The 17,926-nt window shown below is 52.4% G+C and carries 13 protein-coding genes and 1 pseudogene; 8 read left to right on the top strand and 6 right to left on the bottom strand.

What is annotated here, in order from left to right; all coding sequences use genetic code 11:
* Window positions 1-112 precede the first annotated feature (112 nt).
* The 7 genes from dprA to FBF28_01375 all read left to right on the top strand — a co-directional run bounded on the left by dprA (window position 113) and on the right by FBF28_01375 (window position 9,783).
* Complete coding sequence (gene dprA / locus FBF28_01405; protein QJU08223.1) at window positions 113-1,012, top strand: DNA-protecting protein DprA; 900 nt, start codon at window positions 113-115, stop codon at window positions 1,010-1,012.
* Window positions 1,013-1,059: 47 nt separating this feature from the next.
* Window positions 1,060-1,707, top strand: coding sequence for a hypothetical protein (locus tag FBF28_01400; protein ID QJU08222.1), 648 nt, complete (start codon window positions 1,060-1,062; stop codon window positions 1,705-1,707).
* Between the two features lie 114 nt (window positions 1,708-1,821).
* A complete protein-coding gene (locus FBF28_01395) occupies window positions 1,822-2,223 on the top strand; it encodes a hypothetical protein (GenBank protein ID QJU08221.1) in 402 nt (133 codons plus the stop codon).
* A gap of 104 nt (window positions 2,224-2,327) precedes the next feature.
* Window positions 2,328-4,841, top strand: coding sequence for a type I DNA topoisomerase (topA, locus tag FBF28_01390; protein QJU08220.1), 2,514 nt, complete (start codon window positions 2,328-2,330; stop codon window positions 4,839-4,841).
* Between the two features lie 241 nt (window positions 4,842-5,082).
* Window positions 5,083-6,138, top strand: a complete 1,056-nt coding sequence (locus FBF28_01385; protein ID QJU08219.1) for a hypothetical protein — start codon at window positions 5,083-5,085, stop codon at window positions 6,136-6,138.
* A gap of 39 nt (window positions 6,139-6,177) precedes the next feature.
* Complete coding sequence (locus tag FBF28_01380) at window positions 6,178-8,853, top strand: hypothetical protein (GenBank protein ID QJU08218.1); 2,676 nt, start codon at window positions 6,178-6,180, stop codon at window positions 8,851-8,853.
* Window positions 8,854-9,150: 297 nt separating this feature from the next.
* Window positions 9,151-9,783 (top strand): DUF308 domain-containing protein, encoded by a 633-nt coding sequence (locus FBF28_01375; GenBank protein QJU08217.1) that lies wholly within the window; start codon window positions 9,151-9,153, stop codon window positions 9,781-9,783.
* Window positions 9,784-9,862: 79 nt separating this feature from the next.
* Here the strand turns inward: FBF28_01375 and FBF28_01370 are convergent.
* Window positions 9,863-9,988 (bottom strand): annotated as a pseudogene (locus tag FBF28_01370) (excalibur calcium-binding domain-containing protein).
* A gap of 446 nt (window positions 9,989-10,434) precedes the next feature.
* On the opposite strand from FBF28_01370, the gene FBF28_01365 reads away from it, so the two are divergent.
* Window positions 10,435-10,836: a DUF2726 domain-containing protein gene (locus tag FBF28_01365; GenBank protein QJU08216.1), complete on the top strand. Its 402-nt coding sequence runs from the start codon at window positions 10,435-10,437 to the stop codon at window positions 10,834-10,836.
* A 1,006-nt stretch (window positions 10,837-11,842) separates the two neighbouring features.
* Here the strand turns inward: FBF28_01365 and FBF28_01360 are convergent.
* From FBF28_01360 to FBF28_01340, 5 genes are read right to left on the bottom strand one after another with little or no spacing between them, the layout of a single operon-like run.
* Window positions 11,843-12,760 carry a hypothetical protein gene (locus tag FBF28_01360; GenBank protein QJU08215.1) on the bottom strand — a complete coding sequence of 306 codons (918 nt, stop codon included), beginning with the start codon at window positions 12,758-12,760 and terminating at the stop codon, window positions 11,843-11,845.
* On the bottom strand, window positions 12,757-13,920 hold the full coding sequence (locus FBF28_01355) for a hypothetical protein (protein QJU08214.1): 1,164 nt from the start codon (window positions 13,918-13,920) through the stop codon (window positions 12,757-12,759). Before FBF28_01355 ends, FBF28_01360 begins: the two co-directional genes overlap by 4 nt.
* Window positions 13,853-15,136 (bottom strand): FtsW/RodA/SpoVE family cell cycle protein, encoded by a 1,284-nt coding sequence (locus tag FBF28_01350; GenBank protein ID QJU08213.1) that lies wholly within the window; start codon window positions 15,134-15,136, stop codon window positions 13,853-13,855. The genes FBF28_01355 and FBF28_01350 overlap by 68 nt, the downstream gene beginning before the upstream one ends.
* Window positions 15,129-16,166, bottom strand: a complete 1,038-nt coding sequence (mraY, locus tag FBF28_01345) for a phospho-N-acetylmuramoyl-pentapeptide-transferase (GenBank protein QJU08212.1) — start codon at window positions 16,164-16,166, stop codon at window positions 15,129-15,131. Before mraY ends, FBF28_01350 begins: the two co-directional genes overlap by 8 nt.
* Before the next feature lie 2 nt (window positions 16,167-16,168).
* Window positions 16,169-17,917 carry a penicillin-binding protein 2 gene (locus tag FBF28_01340; GenBank protein QJU08211.1) on the bottom strand — a complete coding sequence of 583 codons (1,749 nt, stop codon included), beginning with the start codon at window positions 17,915-17,917 and terminating at the stop codon, window positions 16,169-16,171.
* Window positions 17,918-17,926: the final 9 nt, after the last annotated feature.

Raw genomic sequence — 17,926 nt, 5'->3', positions numbered from 1 at the left:
TTAATGCCATTGCGCGCAACCTAACATATTAGTTAGAATAGGGGGTATAAGGTGCTTTTGATTAGCACTTCGGCTAACCAATCGCTCCTGATTATAGCAAGCATTTGACAACATGTCAATACTTTTTATCACAAAAGTCATGGAAATCAATAGAATCCGCCCAGATGAGCATAATTTTACCCAGAGATTGGCAAGTATTGCCAATCCACCGAAAAGCTTGTGTTTCATGGGAGCATTGCCGACGAGCAGCGCGCCAGTCGTGGCAATCGTCGGTTCGCGCAAACCCTCGGCGTACGGCCGGGAGGTGACCGAGCAGCTGGCGGGCGACCTAGCAAAAGCCGGCTGCATCATCGTCAGCGGCTTGGCGCTCGGCATCGATGGTATTGCTCAAAAAGCTGCCCTCGAGGCCGGCGGCACAGTCATCGGCGTCATTCCCAATGAACTACCTGACATCTCGCCGCAAACCAATTACAAACTAGCCATGAACATCATAAAAAACGGCGGCGCTATTCTGTCCGAATGGAAAAAAGGCGACGGTAAAGTCGTCAATCGCTGGAGCTTTTTAGAGCGCAACCGCTTGGTCTCTGGTCTGGCTGACGCTGTCATCATCACCGAGGCCGCCGAGCGCAGCGGCACGCTAAACACCGCCGCTCACGCCTTATCCCAAGGCCGCGACGTCTTTGCCGTGCCGGGTAACATCACCAGTCCGCTGTCTGCCGGCTGCAACGCGCTGCTCAAACAAGGCGCCCTCGTCGCTACCATCGCCACAGACATCCTCAACGTCATCGCCCCGTCAACCACGCAATCCGCCACTGACCAAGCCGTCATCCCCCTCGGTGAAACCCCAGCCGAAAACACTATCATCGACTTACTCCGAACCGGCCTCAGAGACGGTGACCAGCTACAGCAACAATCCGGCCTCAACCCAGCCGACTTCGCCACGGCGCTAACCATGCTAGAGATCAACGGCGTGGTCAAGCCGCTCGGGGCGAATAATTGGGCACTACGATAATTGCGATAACATTGCCAATTTGACAAATTGATGATAGGCTACATCTTATGAAGGTAGGTCGGGAACTGGTGTCCAGCAGCGAGGCGGTCAATGACAGTGACATCACCACCTTGATTAGGGACGCCTTGACCATCCCTAACGCGATGAGTCTAGCGGGTGGAAAGTTGACATGGGACGGTGCGGAAAACCTTGAGGAGGTTTCTGGCTTGGCACAGGTAATCATCGGACGATCAATCGATGTGGCTGACGGGGCGGTCGCCCGCGCAACAGGACAGACGAGTAATGTCGGCGCGGCCGTTGACGCGATCACCGATAAAGTGGTCACGCTCAAACTGCTCTATGAAATGCTGAAAAAAGGCGCAGCACCAAAGTCGGTTATCGGCACCATCGCCGTGTTAAACACGATAAACGCCGCCGCAACAGGCATCGCCAATTATCGTAGTAAACACAAAGGTGAAACGCGCCCAACCACATCTGGCAAACTAGGCATGGCTGGTGAGATGCTGGCGTTGTCTGCCTACGCGGGTGCCCACACCGCCGAACAGAACGGTAAACCAAGGCTGGCCAAAATCCTCCGCAAGATTGGCCGCGCTGCATTTATTGGCTCGTTGCCGCTTGCTGCTCATGCCTCATGGACCTATATCAAACGAGCTATTTTTGGTAGTGATGGCGATGAGGATACACCAGAGGCTTGACTTTTTATCCAATAATTGATATATATATATCAGATTTTCGTTCAGAGAACGAAGATTCGTCCGCCCAGAAAGTCTGGGTGTTGACAATTTGGACAGAGAGAAAGAAGGTCTGACATGGCGGGCTACGATGATTTCTTCGTCATCAACGTTACGGGCGGTGATATCACTGTTCGTACCAGTAAAAAAATCCGTAATGAGCACCTGTGGCAAATAATCCAAAACGGCGGAGTAGAAGCCGCATGGGCCATCGATGAGTCTACTTTTGGCTTGAGAGCCAGCTATAGCGAACCCTTGATTGTGGCCAAGGTTCTGCTCGACTGTTTCGGCACTGGCACCTGGCGAATCACTGGTGATCTCGCCGATGACGTCAGGAAGTGGTGCTATACTATGCGCAAAGCACAGTACGAGAAGCATTTCCACGAGGCCGTTATTACAGGGGATGGAGATCAGATTCTGAAATACTATGATCTCCTCGAGGAGTTGCTCGAGGAAGAGAGTATTGTTAGACTTGTCTAGCGCCCCTCAGAGGACAGACCCATCTCTCTGTCCTCGCAACCAGAGCCACCGAGAAACACCCTCGGCGGTTGTGGTTGCGAGGTGATTTGATATAATATAGAGTTATGAAAAATCTCGTCATCGTCGAGTCGCCAGCCAAAGCTAAGACTATTGAGAAATACTTGGGCAAGGATTTTCACGTTTTGTCAAGCGTGGGACACATCCGCTCAATCGTCAAAAAAACCAAGGACGGTACGCCGCCAATTGATGTGGCAAATGATTTTTTTGCCGTCTACGAAGTCGATCCCGAAAAAAAGAAAGTCATCACCGAGCTAAAGAAGAACGTCAAGGCTGTCGGCAAAGATAACGTCTGGCTGGCCACCGATGAAGACCGCGAAGGGGAGGCTATCGCTTGGCACCTCTGTAAAGTGTTGGATTTGCCGATCGAGACGACCAAGCGCATCGTCTTTCATGAAATCACCAAGGATGCCATCACCAATGCCATCCAGAACCCGCGCACCGTCGACATGAACCTGGTGCAGGCGCAGCAAGCCCGGCAGATCCTCGACCGATTGGTTGGTTTTGAACTCAGCCCGGTAGTCTGGCAAAAAGTGCCAGGCGGTAAGTCAGCTGGCCGCGTCCAGAGCCCAGCGGTGCGGCTGCTGGTCGAGCGCGAACGAGAAATCATGAAATTTGAGGGCAGCTCACAATTCAAGGTGACCGCCATATTCATCCACGACAATCAAGAACTCAAGGCCGAGCTCAACCAAAAATTTGATTCCGAAGCAGCCGCTTACGAATTCTTGAACAGTCTCAAGCCAGCCACATTCACCGTCAGCGATATCTCGAAAACGCCTGGCACCCGCAACCCAGCCGCGCCGTTTACAACCTCAACGCTGCAGCAGGAAGCCAACGCCAAGCTTGGCTTCAGCTCCAAGGCCACCATGGCCTCAGCGCAGCGGCTCTACCAAGACGGTAAAATCACCTACATGCGTACCGACTCAGTCAATTTGAGCGGGCAGGCTATCGCCAGTGCGACTGATTTTATCAAGCGTCTGTACGGCCCGGATTATTCCACCGTGCGCAAATTCAAAACCAAATCCGCCTCAGCCCAAGAAGCCCACGAAGCCATCCGCCCGACCGACATCACCCGCGAAACCGTCACCTCAGATGAACGCGACCAAAAACTCTACGACCTCATCCGCCGCCGCACCCTAGCGTCACAAATGTCGGCAGCGAAATTGGAGAAGACGACGGTAACGATTAACATTAAGGGCAGAGAATTATCTGCTCACGACAAAACATCTGCACAAACCCGAGAATTGAACGACGATGAGGCGCGGCGCGGCGAGGACTGTCTGAGCGAAGCGAGTTCCGCAGCTGCCCGAGACGAATCGGAGAGAGAATCTCGGCGTGCGGAAGCCGTTTTGAAGGGAGTAGGTAATTCTTTCAGTCATTTATACTTTGAAGCCAAAGGTGAAGTCATCACCTTTGACGGATTCCTACGCGTCTACGGCGGCGGCAAAGACGAGATCTTGCCAAAGCTCCACACCGGCGACACACTTGAAACCCACGACATCACTGCCCGCCAAACCTTCGCCCGACCACCAGCTCGCTACACCGAAGGCTCACTGGTCAAGAAGCTTGAAGACCTCGGCATTGGCCGACCAAGCACCTATGCCACCATCATCGACACCGTGCAAACCCGCGGCTACGTTGAAAAAGGCGACAGCGAAGGCCAACCGCGCGACGTCATCGTCCTCAGTTACAACGGCGAAGAAGTCAGCCGCGACATCGTCCAGGAAAAAACCGGTTCCACCCGCGGCAAGCTCATCCCAACACCAAGCGGGGAACTAATCGCCGACTTTTTGACCGACCATTTTACGCAAATCGTTGACTATGATTTTACCGCCAATGTCGAAACTGAATTTGATAAAATCGCCGCCGCTAACCTGGCTAAAAGCGCCATGCTCCACGGATTTTACACGCCATTTCACAAACTAATCGAACAGTCAGGCGGCATCGACCGCAGCAAAGTCGGCGCCAATCGCGAAGTCGGCATCGATCCAAAGTCCGGCAAACCAATCCTAGCGCGCTTCGGCCGCTTTGGCCCAATGTTGCAACTGGGCGCCACTGATGACGAGGATAAACCACGCTTTGCGCCGCTACCGAAGGGGACGAAAATTGAAACCGTCACTCTGGAGCAGGCACTAGAAATGTTTAAATTGCCGCGCGTCGTCGGTCAAACCGAAGACGGGCAAGACATCAAGGCCAACATCGGCCGCTTTGGCCCATACATCCAAGTTGGCAAGCTCTTCGTCTCCATCAAGCCTGAAGATCCGCACACCATCACCCTAGAAAAGGCCCGCGAACTCTACGCCGCCAAGCTCCAGGCCGAAGCCGAGAAGCACATCGCCGAATTCCCAGACGGCGTCAAGGTCCTCAACGGCCGCTTTGGCCCGTACATCACCGATGGCATTAAAAACGCCAAAATCCCCAAAGACACTGACCCAAAAACCATCACTCACGAACAGGCTCTGGAGCTCCTGAAGGCCGCACCCACGAAACCCGCTCGCCGCGGCCGCGCATCAACCAAACCATCCAAATCCCCGAGAAAAAGCAGCCGCTCAAAGAAGTGATTGACTCATAAAATATCCCAATTTAAGCCACATTTCATTAGTGCTGTACAGACCACATTCCCATAATTCACAAAATTAGAAACTATCACACCATTTCATTGCAAAAATTGTTAAATACATGCTATAATTACGGCGTACTACACGACTTGCTTGACACGAAAATATTTTATTGTATAATAGCAATATCGTCATATATCAACATAACTTCTGAGGTGAGGCAGAGAGGATTTAACATAAAGCCATGAGCGACACACAAGAACAGAGCGCACCAGACAAGCAGCTTCGGCAAGCGGCCGAGGATGTCTTGGCGCAGATTCCGCAGGAGCGCGAGAAAGAGATTATTAGCCGTCGCTTTGGCCTATACGGCAATAAAGAGACGCTGGAACAGATCGGCGACATGCTGGGGATCACTCGTGAGCGTGTCCGCCAGCTAGAGAAGGCCATCCTCGTTCGCCTGCGCCTGTTGGTGGCTGACGGCGGTATACCAAGTGCCTCGGCGGCTGAAAAGATGGTCACCTCACACCTGTCGGAAATGGGCCGAGCCGCACCGCTACATAATCTCGCCAAGCACGTCCTCGGCCGAGATGTCACTGATAGCGAACGATCACACGTCGCCTTTATCGCCGAACTCAATCCATCGATCAACATCATCACCGAGAACGACGACTATTACCACTCAGCCATCATCGGCACACCAAACGACGAGAAGAATATCAAGAAGCAAGTCGAAGAAATCGTCAAAGCCATCAAACAGCACGGCCAGCCAGTCACCGCTGAGGAACTACACAAAACGCTCAATTACGAGCACCCATCCAACATCGCCGCGCTCGCCTCAATCAGCAAGAAACTAGCCCATCTCCGAGGGCTGTGGGGCCTGATCAAGTGGCCGCTCGTCAACCCAAAGACCATCCGCGACAAGATTTTCGTCATTCTCGACAGCAACGGCCAGCCAATGCACTTCTCGGACATCGCTAAGGCTATCAAGGACAGCGATTTCAAACGCAAAGATGTCACCATCCAAGCCATTCACAACGAACTCATCAAAGACAAACGCTTCGTCCTGATCGGCCGCGGCATCTACGCCCTCGAATCGTGGGGTTACGCTCGCGGCACCGTCGCTGACATCATCGCCAGTGTCCTCCGCGAGGCCGGCGAGCCGCTGCACCGCGATGAAATCGTGAAGCGCGTCCTCGACAAGCGTCAAGTCAAAGAAACCACTATTCTGCTCAACTTGCAAGCCAAGCCGCAATTCCAACGCTCCGCCAAGGCCACCTACATTCTGGTCAGCGAAGCCTAGGTTTGCATTTATCTATAAGGGGTGAGATAATGAAATAGCATGGAAATTATCTCTTCGATGATTAGCTTTTTGACACAATGGTACGTCTGGATACCTGTCACAGCCGTGCTGTCGTTTTTGACGTGGCGCAATTATCAGCGAGCTGACGAGTTTGAGCCAACCGAGAGCGTGTTGTTAGTACTGGAAATCCCCAAAGCCAACGACAAGAAAGAACTAGCCGCCGAGCAATTATTCGCCAGCCTGCACGGCATCTTGCGCGACAAACGCGAACTCAAATTATCGGGCGGCCGGCAGGAGCATATCAGCTTTGAGATCGCCTCGGTCAACGGTCAAATTCGTTTTTATGTCTGGGTGCCCCGAACGCTGCAAAGTTTCGTCGAGGGACAAATTTACGCCCAATACCCAACCGTTCAAATCCACGTCGCCAGCGAAGATTACACCGAGCACGAGCGTGAGCATTCTACCGTGTACACCACCGAGCTAACCTTGACGGCGCCAGAATTCTTGCCAATTCGCACCTTTCAGACCTTTGAAGTCGATCCACTGGCGGGGATTACCGGTACGCTAGCCAAGCTAGAATTGACCGGCGAGGAACTCTGGGTGCAGGTGCTCATCAGGCCGATCGCCGACAGCTGGCAACAGTCCGCTGATCGCTGGATCGCCAGCGTCAAGAGTGGGCATAAACTCATTCCCGGACTCGGTGGCGGTGGCTTGCAGTGGGTCGGTACACTACTAGAGGCCCTTTGGAGACCACCGGGCCAGGGAAGCGATGGCAAAAAAGTGCCCGAGCTATCTGAGCGTGACAAGACGCGCGTCTCTGAGGCAGAGAAGAAGGCTACTAAATTAGGCTACGACGTCAAGATCCGCCTGGCGTACCTTGGCGAAGATCAAACCAGCGCCAAGCTACATATGCAGGCGCTGGTCGGTGCTTTCAAGCAATTCAACTCAACCAACCTCAACGGCTTTCGCGCTGTCAAGGGTGCGTTCGGCAAGGAGTTTCTCGACAAGTACCGCAAGCGCGCGTTTTACGGCGATGGCTACATCCTGAGTATCGAAGAGCTGGCCTCTGTCTTTCACTTGCCGCACACCAATGTCGAGACGCCAAACATCGTCTGGGCCAGCGCCAAAACCGCCGAACCGCCATCCAAGCTGCCTGTCCTGACCGGCAGCGACGCCAATGACGACCAAATTTCCGCTTTTGGCGTCACTAATTTCCGCGGTATCAACCACCAGTTCGGCATGCTGCGCTACGACCGCTCGCGCCACGTCTACATCATCGGCCAGACGGGGGCAGGCAAGTCGGGATTGCTCGAATTATTCGCGCTCAGCGACATCTTTCATAGTCAAGGCTACGCCATCATCGACCCGCACGGTGATTTTGCCATCAACAATATGAAATTCATCCCCGGCTCACGGCTAAACGACGTCGTCTATTTCAACCCAGCCGACACTGCCTATCCGCTCGGTTTCAACCCGCTGGAAGTCACCAACCCGAACCAAAAAACCAACATTTCATCAGAGGTCATTGGCGTCTTGAAGCGTATGTTTGGCGATTCATGGGGGCCGCGGCTGGAATACATCTTGCGCTACACCATCTTGGCACTGCTCGACCGGCCAGAGACAACCATGCTGGACATCACTCGCATGCTGACTGATAAAAATTTCCGCAAAGAGACGCTGGGCTATTGCCGTGACACCGTGGTCTTGCAGTTCTGGAATGTTGAATTCGCCAGCTGGAACGACAAATTCGTCGCCGAGGCCGTCGCACCAGTCCTCAACAAGGTCGGCGCCTTTACCGCCAACCCAATCATCCGCAACATCATCGGCCAGCCCAAATCCACCTTCAACATCCGCCAAATCATGGACGAGGGCAGAATTCTCATCGTTAATCTATCCAAGGGTCTCATCGGCGAAGACAATGCTGCCATCCTCGGCTCGTTCTTAGTCACCAAGATTCAGCTGGCTGCCATGAGTCGCTCCGACATCCCAGACATCCGCGACCGCCGCCCATTCTATCTCTACGTCGACGAATTCCAGAACTTCGCCACCGATTCATTTGCCACCATCCTGTCCGAAGCCCGCAAGTACGGCCTCAATCTGACCGTCGCCAACCAGTACATCTCGCAGATGAACGACACGGTCCGCGATGCGGTCTTCGGCAACGTCGGCACCATGATCTCGTTCCGCGTGTCTGCCGACGACGCACCGATTCTAGCCAAGCAATTTGAACCAAACTTTGAAGCCGTCGACCTATTGCAGATGCACAATCGCAACTTCGTCATCAACATGGTCATCGGGGGAGAGAAGACCCCGGCCTTTTCCGCACGCACCCTCGAGCTCCCGCCGAGCCAAGCCGACAACACACCACACATCATCGAACATTCGCGGCGTATGTACTCACGGAGTAGGGAAGACGTCGAGCGAGAAATTGCTGCCGTCATCATGCCGCCGCGCCCGCAGAAGCAACCCAGCCAGCCGCGCCCGCAAGCCGTCGCCGCAGCTGCACTAGCCCAGCCCGTTCAGGCGGCCACTAGCCAACCAGCACAAGGAACCACGGCCACCAACACCCAACACCCGGCACCACAACCCAAACCCGTCACAGACAGCGGCGAAGTCATCTTGCAAATCCGCGGCAACAGCGCATTTGAATCAGCAGCTACCGACACCGCCACACCAAAGAAACGCCGACGACGACGGAAGAAGAGTGCTGCATGATATACAATAATTAAGCCCCTCGACAAAAATAGAAAACTTCTACACGGTAAAACAGCCCCCAAAGACAGTATAAAAACTGTAACTATTCAAATTTTTATCCTTTATTGATATACTGAATTCGTCTAGATCTGACTGGGTACCGCATGGTCTAGTTCACTTTGCAAATGGGCAACCATTGTGCGATAAAGTGGACGCATGCGTTCCCTTGTCAGATCTAGACAGTCAGCAAATGGCTGTCCTTTTTTATGACAGCTCGGCAGGCAATCTATATTATTAATAAAATCCTGAGGGGGGATTATGGGCAAAAACGAACAAAAGAAATCTGGGCTAGTCACAACAGGATTAGTTATAGGTATTATCGGGCTGGTGCTATCGGCAATCCCGATTATTAACAACTTCGCCGCAATACTTGGCGTGCTCGCTATATTTTTTGGCATAGTTGGCATTGTTGGCGCTAAGAAGCACGACGGAGCGGGCCGCGGAATGTCAATTGCCGTTTTAATCATAGGTTTAGTCTGCGTTGGCATCGTACTAGCCAGTCAAGCGATGTACGGCAAAGCAATAAACGATGCTGGTAAAGCCATCCAGGATTCAGTGGATACATCGAGCGGCAAAAAGACTGATGAGCTGCTCAAAAACGATGTTAGTGTTGAGGTTGGCCAATTTTCAGCAACTACTGATGCATATGGTATCAATAAAACCCTGTTAAGCGTTAAGGTTACAAATAAGAATGCCGAGACAAAATCATATACTGTTAAAATAGAGGCTGTAGATGCTAGCGGCACACGACTTGCAGAAGATACGATTTACGCTAACGACCTCAAAAGCAATGGGTCTGGATCATACGAAGCATTTAAATATGTAGAGGCTGGTAAAGTAGATAGTCTAAAAACCGCAACATTCAAGGTTTATTCTGTTGGTCAAAGTTAAAGTTAAAATATGAAAACTATACAAATAACTAAGCCAGCTTTTAATCTGGCTTAGTTATTTATTTTTGGTACTAAATGCGTTATTTATGCTTATCGCAAGCTATGCCGTCGCCGTCTCTATCAAGGTGCGGTGCGTACCCTGGTTGACCACGATGCATATGGCTATAACCAGCAGTGCGTGCCTCTTTACAGTTACGAAAGTGTAGCTTTCCGCCCGACGATGAAACTTAATAGTTTTATTACCGCGGCGTCTACCGTCAATAACAGAAATGATAACCTCACTGTCGCCATATTTGATATTTTTGATCTTACATTTAACATTACCAGTCGAGTCTTTACGCTCGCATATACTAGCTCTATCATCAGCCACTTTCACTTCAGCGAGCAGGTTTTGAACCATTGGTAATCCCCAAAATACCACCATTTACTTACATTGGCAGAATAACCTCCATGTAACCCCCATAACCATACCACAAAGCAATACAGCACGACAATCCTAAAAAACCCATTTACTTAACCCGTCATAACATATTATAATTTCCCTTATGGAAATAAGTATAATAATTCTTATCATCATTGTCGTCTTTGGAATAATTGGGGCAAAAACAAACAGATGAACCACTTTTTCTAAGCCAAAAACAGGGGAGTATGCATACACCAAAAAGGAGCGCATCATAACACACAGTACGAACTGGCCTTCTATCAAACCCTACACGAAGTAGTCAGCGGCTGTATCATTATTCCTCAAGCCCATCTGAGCATATTCTTGAATCATAAGGTGCGCGGACAAAACTGGAGCAGGGCATTCTCAAGAATCAATGGTAAATCAGTAGACTTCCTCATCTGCACCAATGACATACGACCACTTCTCGCCATAGAGCTTGATGATATCACTCACAATCGCCCTGACCGTCAACAGCGAGACGCTTTTGTCAATACAGTTATCACTAGTGCACACATACCCCTGCTACGATTCACCGCCAGCGGCTGGAATACCGACACCATCAAGCAGCAAGTTGCCCAGGCCCTGCACGCATCAGTATTCGAAAAATAATAGAACAAAAAGAGAACTTATCACATTAGCGGTTCAAGCGACTTTAGGCTGCCAAGATTACGCACATACAGGCTGTATCGTTGTATCGCAGTCCATATATAGCAGGCCTGGGTGAATACGGCAACGGGTACGATACCGACCAGAAGCGCTCAATCACCATAAAACATAAAACGCCGAGGTAATAAAACAAATCTAAGTTTTCAATAAATTCCGCAAAACCGCATTTGGTAGATTTATCCGTCAGTCACGATATGGGGGCGTCCAGTAAAGGGCAGTCAAAGCTAAGCTAACATTACATACAAAACAAAAAAATATTATCGCGAAGAGACGATAGAGCATGCGTCTTTTCGTAGATAATTTAATGTCGCACAAGGTAGCTTTTACGTATTATAGTTATTTTGATACGCTGAACTTCGGTATGCATACACTTAATATACCATTTATAACTTTTTCGCCTAGCATCTCTTACGAGCGGGGGATCTCCTCCCGGACTTTCACCATACTACGGTGAGTGCTAATACGGGATACGTTCAAGCTACCATAAACAAAACAGACCCCCATACTAATCACTTTCGACTTTCAATCGGGGGAGTTTGGGATACCTCCGGCGCCAGCGTCGTCTCCGCCTCTCAAATAAATATCGAGCTAGGCCTTACCAAACTTGAACGTCGTTACGGTCTAAAAAGCAACTCGTAGACTTTTCCACATCATAAGGCACCGCCTAGCATGGGCATATGCGCTTGTGTACGAGGCCGCGCACGACAAACACAGCATCCCACGCTGGTTTAAACCTACAAACATTTGACTTTTTCCTATTTTATTCCCCTGCTCTATTTTTCCACAAGCACCCTATTTGATTTTTTGCTATTTTGATATTATAACTATGTTTTTCTTAATCCTCTGATAAACGAACAAAAAGCGAACTTATATAATCAGGGGCGACGTCTCTACCCTATTGGTGGCTCGACCTGCAACCCGCGCGGACGAGCAATCCACCCCCTGCCCGCTACTTATAAAACACTCGCTGATTGACGCGCACATCAATATACGTAGGCGTCGCGCCACTACCCTGGAAGAATGTCATGGCCTTGACCGCTTGCGCTACCTGCGCTGCTGCCTCCCTGTCGGTGGTCATTTTAATACTGTATGGACGGCCCTTGATTGACAGAAGCGCCTGGCGAACGGTGTTTTGCGGCAGGATAATTTCCGTAACTTCTAACCGGTGCTCGCGAAAGCCGGCGACAGCTTGACCGAGAAAGCTGAGAAAGTGGCGATTGATAACCTCCTGGCCGGCGGCGGTCGGCACACCGCTCTGGTCTTTGACGATAACTGACGGCGAGCCCATGTAGGTGATCGAGAACGTCACGCCTGCGTCGTCAACAAAATAGCTCTTATCGCCAGAGGTCCACTGGACAACAGGCTGGCGAAAGGTAAGCTTAAGGTGCGGCCGAGTAAGCTGGTCGGCCTCGAGGCGAACCGTCTTGACCTCCGGGGCTTTCTCGAGGAAAAAACTAGCTAGCGACTGGTGATTCAGTACAAACAAGAATCGCTCGACCGGACGTGCACTGAGATATTCATCGACGAGGTTACGGTAGCGATCGGCCTCTTTGGCACTCGCTGCGTCTGGCGTTTGCACCGAGACCGTGACGGTACATTGCCATGCGAGTAGACCAATGACAATAAGCACCAGCGCACTGCTGAGGAGGATAATCCACCGCGTCCGGCGACGCCGAGATTTCGCATGCTGAACCGTGCGCTCCGAGGTCTCGACCGGCGAGGCAGTGTGGCGGGTGTTGAGGTTACGATTGCGGCGATAGGCTGTCTCGAATGAACTATCCTCGTTAATTAGCGCCGCTTGACGACGAGCTGCAATTTCGCGGCGTGTGGTCGGCGTAGATTTTGCCCGAGAAAAGGGTAATTTCACCGACGTCTCCCCTGCCGACGAATGACAGTGAGAAGCATCGCTGCCATGTCCTTGGCGGCGTTGGGCTTGGCAAATGTACCGATGTTTCGCCCGAGGCCGGCCAAGATCCGCGGCGACTTAACAAGACCAATGACCTTCTTGCTCAACACCTCTGGCGTCTGTTTCAGCGTCGACTCCTCAACGATCACTGCCGCCAGCGCATCCTGATACACCTTGGCATTCTTGAGCTGATGACCAGCTGTCAACATACCGTTCGGCACGATGACTGCTGGCTTATGTAATGCCGCCAGTTCCAGCAGCGTCGTCGCACCGGCCCGCGCCACCACCACATCCGCTGCCGCCAATACTTCGGCCATGCCGTGGTTAACAAACGCTTCCAATCGCCAGCCCGCCCGACTATCAACGCGCTCTTTCAGCTCGTCAAACTGATGCTTACCAGAGATCAAGAACACCGACGCCTCGGCTAGCAGCTGCTCGCGCGTGGCTACCACCGCTTCGTTGAGGCGCGCTGCCCCCAGCCCACCGCCAGTCACCACCACCAGTGGCCGCGCCGGGTCGAAGCCAAGCTTTGTCTTTAGTTGCCGCCGCTCGGCTGCGCTGTATGGTCGGAACTCCTCAGCCACCGGGATGCCGACATACTCCGCCTTGACATCAGGATAATTATAATGCTCCAGCGGCGCCCCGGTGCCGATCTTGGCAGCAAATGGCGCCAGTAGTCGATTGGTCAGTCCCGGATGCGCATCCGAATCATGCAGCACCAGCGGAATCTTCAGCAGCCGCGCTGCATAGCCAACCGGCAGGCACACGTAGCCGCCCTTGATAAAAATCACATCCGGCCGCCATCTGAGCAACTTACAAAAGCTCTGAATAAACCCAATACCAACCAAAAAGATATCGCGCAGATTCGGTAGCAAAATTGATGGACGAAGATGAAACGTCATATTTTTACCGTGGTAGCGACGGATCTTGCCAGCGATAATCAACTCAACCGGGATCGTCTCATCAAACTTACCAAAAATACCGCGAGCGCTAGCACCAAACTTCCGATCACACCAAAACCGCAATTCGTGATCACCCGATGATCGCAACTCCTTACACACTGCCACGACTGGCGTAACGTGTCCGCCCGAGCCGCCGCCGACTGCCAAGATCTTTGCCACTTCCCTCTCCTTCCGTTAATGGTTTGTGCGCCGTATAGGCTGACAGTTGAAATGCCAGACCCAGCGCCGCTGCGATAAATAACATGCTGGTGCCGCCATAACTGAGCAGCGGCAGCGAGATACCAGTCATCGGAATAATCCCCGTCATTGAGCCAATATTCATCAGCACATGCGACGCCACCCAGCCAAACACACCCGCCACTACGAGCCTTAGGTGCATATCAGCCAGCCGCGACGTCACCTTGAGCAGGCTCAGCAGCAGCGCCGAAAACAGCGCCAAAATAACCAACAGGCCAACAAATCCAAACGTTTCGCCCATCACCGCAAAAATCGAGTCGTTAATCGCCTCTGGCAGGTAACCTGTCGCCTGCACACTTTTACCGATGCCGAGGCCCAATAGGCCGCCCGAGCCGATGGCGATGCGCGCTTGTTGGATGTGATAATTATTTTCATCCCGACTGGCTGATTGATGCGTATCACCCTGAATAAAGGTCATCACCCGCTCGATGCGATGCGGTGATGAGAACGTCAGCACTAACGCCGCAGCCGCGATAATGAACACGATGCGTCGCAGTAGCCGAGCGTCCATCCCCGACACCGCTAACACCGACAGCGCCAGCGCTACGAGCGACACACCCGTCCCCAAATCTTTCTGCAGCACCACCACCACAAATATCGACACCGCCATAACAATACCCAGCGGGATCAGCGTCTCGTTGATATCGTTGAGTTTGCCTTGGCGCACCCGTTTGGCCAAAAACCCAGCCACAAACAGTAGCAAGCCAAATTTCAATAACTCCGCCGGCTGAAAGCTACCCAGTCCACCCAGATAAAACCAGCGGTACGCGCCGTTGGTGTCCGATGCAAATGGCAGATGCAGCAGCGCCCCGCAAACCACCAACAAGAAACACGCCGCCAAGCCCGCGATGAATAGTCGCTTGGCCCACGCCTCGGTCAACCACCGATATGGCAATATCGCCGCCACCCCAAATGCCACCACAGCGGTGATGACGCTGGCCAGCTGCTTATTAAAAAAGAAGGTGTCGCTATAATTCGCGCCGTGCGTATGATTTAATACATTCGCCCGCTGCGGTCCCAGCGCATACATCACCACCAACCCGAGCATCAATAACAACCCCATATACAGCACGATCTGATACATCGGCCGGTGGCGACGCACCGCCTTGGCGGTTGAGGTGGCAGTGCGGTTACGCAATATGACCCCCCGCCAGAGCCAGCATCACGCCGATAAACGCCATCACGCAGCCAATCACCCAAAACCGCATCGTCACTTTAGTTTCCGGCCAGCCGCTGGCTTCTAGGTGATGATGAATCGGCGCCGATAAGAAAATCTTGCGCTTAAAGAGTTTCTTGCTCACAATCTGGATCAAGCTCGAACCCGCCTCGATCACAAACAACAACCCAATCACCGGCAGCAGCAGCAATGAGTTAGTCAGCATCGCCACCACTCCCAAACTCACCCCATAGGCAAAACTACCAACATCGCCCATGAAAAACCTTGCTGGATAGATGTTAAACCAGAGATAACTCAGTAGCACACCAACTACCGTGAAGCAAAATCCCGCCAGCAACACTTGTTGCTGCAGCAAGGCAATCACTCCGAACGCCCCAAAGCTAATCCCCAACAGCCCGCCGGCCAGCCCGTCCATGCCATCAGAAATATTAACCGCATTACCAGTCGCTACCACTGCAAAGGCAAACAGCGGGATGATCAGCCAGCCGATCGCTACGTCACCCATGAACGGCACATGGAAGCTGGCCACGCCCAGCTTGACATAGAAAAACCAGCCAAGGACGATGCCGATAAGCATAATCAGCGCAAATTTCACCGGACTACGTAAGCCGGCTGCACCACCGCCCAGCCCGCGTAGATTAATAACATCATCAACTAACCCAACTGCGGCACCCCCGACTAGCGCCGCTAGCGGCAGCCATGTCTGCGCTCGATCTAAATTACAGAGGAATGTTACAACAAAAATCGAAATAACACCGATAACTCCGGCCATTGTTGGAATATTTCGCCGCAATTTTGCCGCTTGGAATTTAGCAAAAACCTTCAACTCTTTGCCGTCGGTACTCTCCGAGCGCTGCCGCTTCCAAAACCGATACCGATAGGCAAAAAACGTATAAATCGGCGTCAGAAACATCGCCAATAAGAACGCCCCGACACTGAGCAAAAATACGTGTGTCAATTCGTTGGTCATTGTTTGTAAAGCAGTTGCCATGGCTATCCCTTCGGTGCTAATTTCATATAATCAATCATCCAGTTGGAGATATCAGTAAAAATTGGTGCAGCGTGAATGTTACCCTGTAAGTTCTTGCGCTTGCCAGGCGCCGCGACACGTACCATTATGACATACTCGGGGCGATTTGCGCCACCATAGCCGATATACGTCGCTACTGTTTCGTCCATGGTATAGCTACCATTGATCAGCGTCTCTGAGGTACCAGTCTTGCCGCCGACATCATAGCCCGGCCTGTCTTTATCGGGCATACGCTGATTGAGAACCGCCCGCGCTGTTGACAGCATGCCGCGCATGGTGGCTGATGACTGCTCAGAAATAGTCCTGCGCAGCGGTGAAGCAGCCGAAGGCCTCAAACCGCCATTCGCATCCACCGTTCCAGCTACCACCGTCGGTCGAAAATACTGCCCGCCATTCACCACCGAACAAAACGCGCTGGCCGCCTGTACCATCGTCGCATTCATACCCTGCCCGAACGTAATATTCGCGTAATTCACCTCTGCTCCCGGCCGATTTGGCACGTAAAGTAGCCCCGGCGCCTCCGCTAGCTCAATCCCCGTCGCCTCACCAAACCCAAATTTGTCGTGATAATACTCATACAGCGTCTGCCGCGCACTCGGGGTGATCGTCGATCCATCGCCCAGCCGCCGCGCAATCGTGATCATGCCGACATTGAGCGAATTATTAAACGCACTCTGCATGCTCGTCGTGCCGCCAAGCCCCCTTAGAGCATTACACATTTTCCGATCCCCCACCTCAGTACAATCAGTGTTCGAGTACGTTGACTGCGGCGTCACCACACCCTTATCAATCCCCGTCGCCATGCTGAACGTCTTGACAATGGACCCCGGCTCAAACGGCAGCATCGTCGTCGCATTGCTAAACACCGCTGCGTCTTTTTGCTTGGTGTACTCGGCTGGATTATACGTTGGATAATTAGCCATCGCCAGCACCTGACCATTATTCGGATTCATCACCATCACGCTACCTTCGGTCGCGCCGGCCTTGTCGATCCCTCGTTTGAGCGCTTCTTCGGCGTAACTCTGCACATTTCGATCAATCGACAACGCCACATTCTCGCCCGACTTCGCCTCGACGCGCACGTTATCTTTACTCAGCGTCAGCGGCACATTACGCACGTCCGCCACTGTTTTGAGTAGGCCATCACGACCCTTCAGCCTATCGTTTAGCGCCCCTTCAGCCCCGTACTGCCCCTTGCCCTCGGCATTAACGAAGCCCAGCACCTGCGCTGCCAGCTGCCCCTCCGGATAGTTGCGAATCGACCCCTTTTGATACAAGATACCGACAAAATCCTTAGCCTTTAGCTTCTCGGCCTGGGTGCGCGTGATGTTGCGCGCCAGCACTTCGTAGCGAGAGGCGGTACGCTCCAGCCGCTTGGCCGCGTCACTCACTACCTCGCCACCGGCAATTTCCTGTAGCGCCGCGATAATCTGCTGGCGCTGCTCCTGCTTGACCGTCTGCGGATCGGCGATCACCGTATAGACCGTTTGGTTAAGCACCACGGGGACGGCCGTACCGCCATCCATCATATATAGCTTGCCCCGCTCGGCCGGAATGACAAAATGACGCTGCTGGCTAGCCTGAGCCAGCGACACGTATTCGCTGTGTTTAATGATCTGTAGATAAAACAGCCGCATCACAAAAATCGCCATCATCCCCAACAGAATGATAGCGAGTACGCCGGTTCGAGATTGCGTTAAGTGACGTTTCATACCGCTTGT

It is taken from the genome of Candidatus Saccharibacteria bacterium oral taxon 488 (assembly GCA_013099195.1).
Taxonomy (GTDB): domain Bacteria; phylum Patescibacteriota; class Saccharimonadia; order Saccharimonadales; family Saccharimonadaceae; genus Nanosynbacter.
This window is presented reverse-complemented; position numbering and strand designations above follow the sequence as displayed.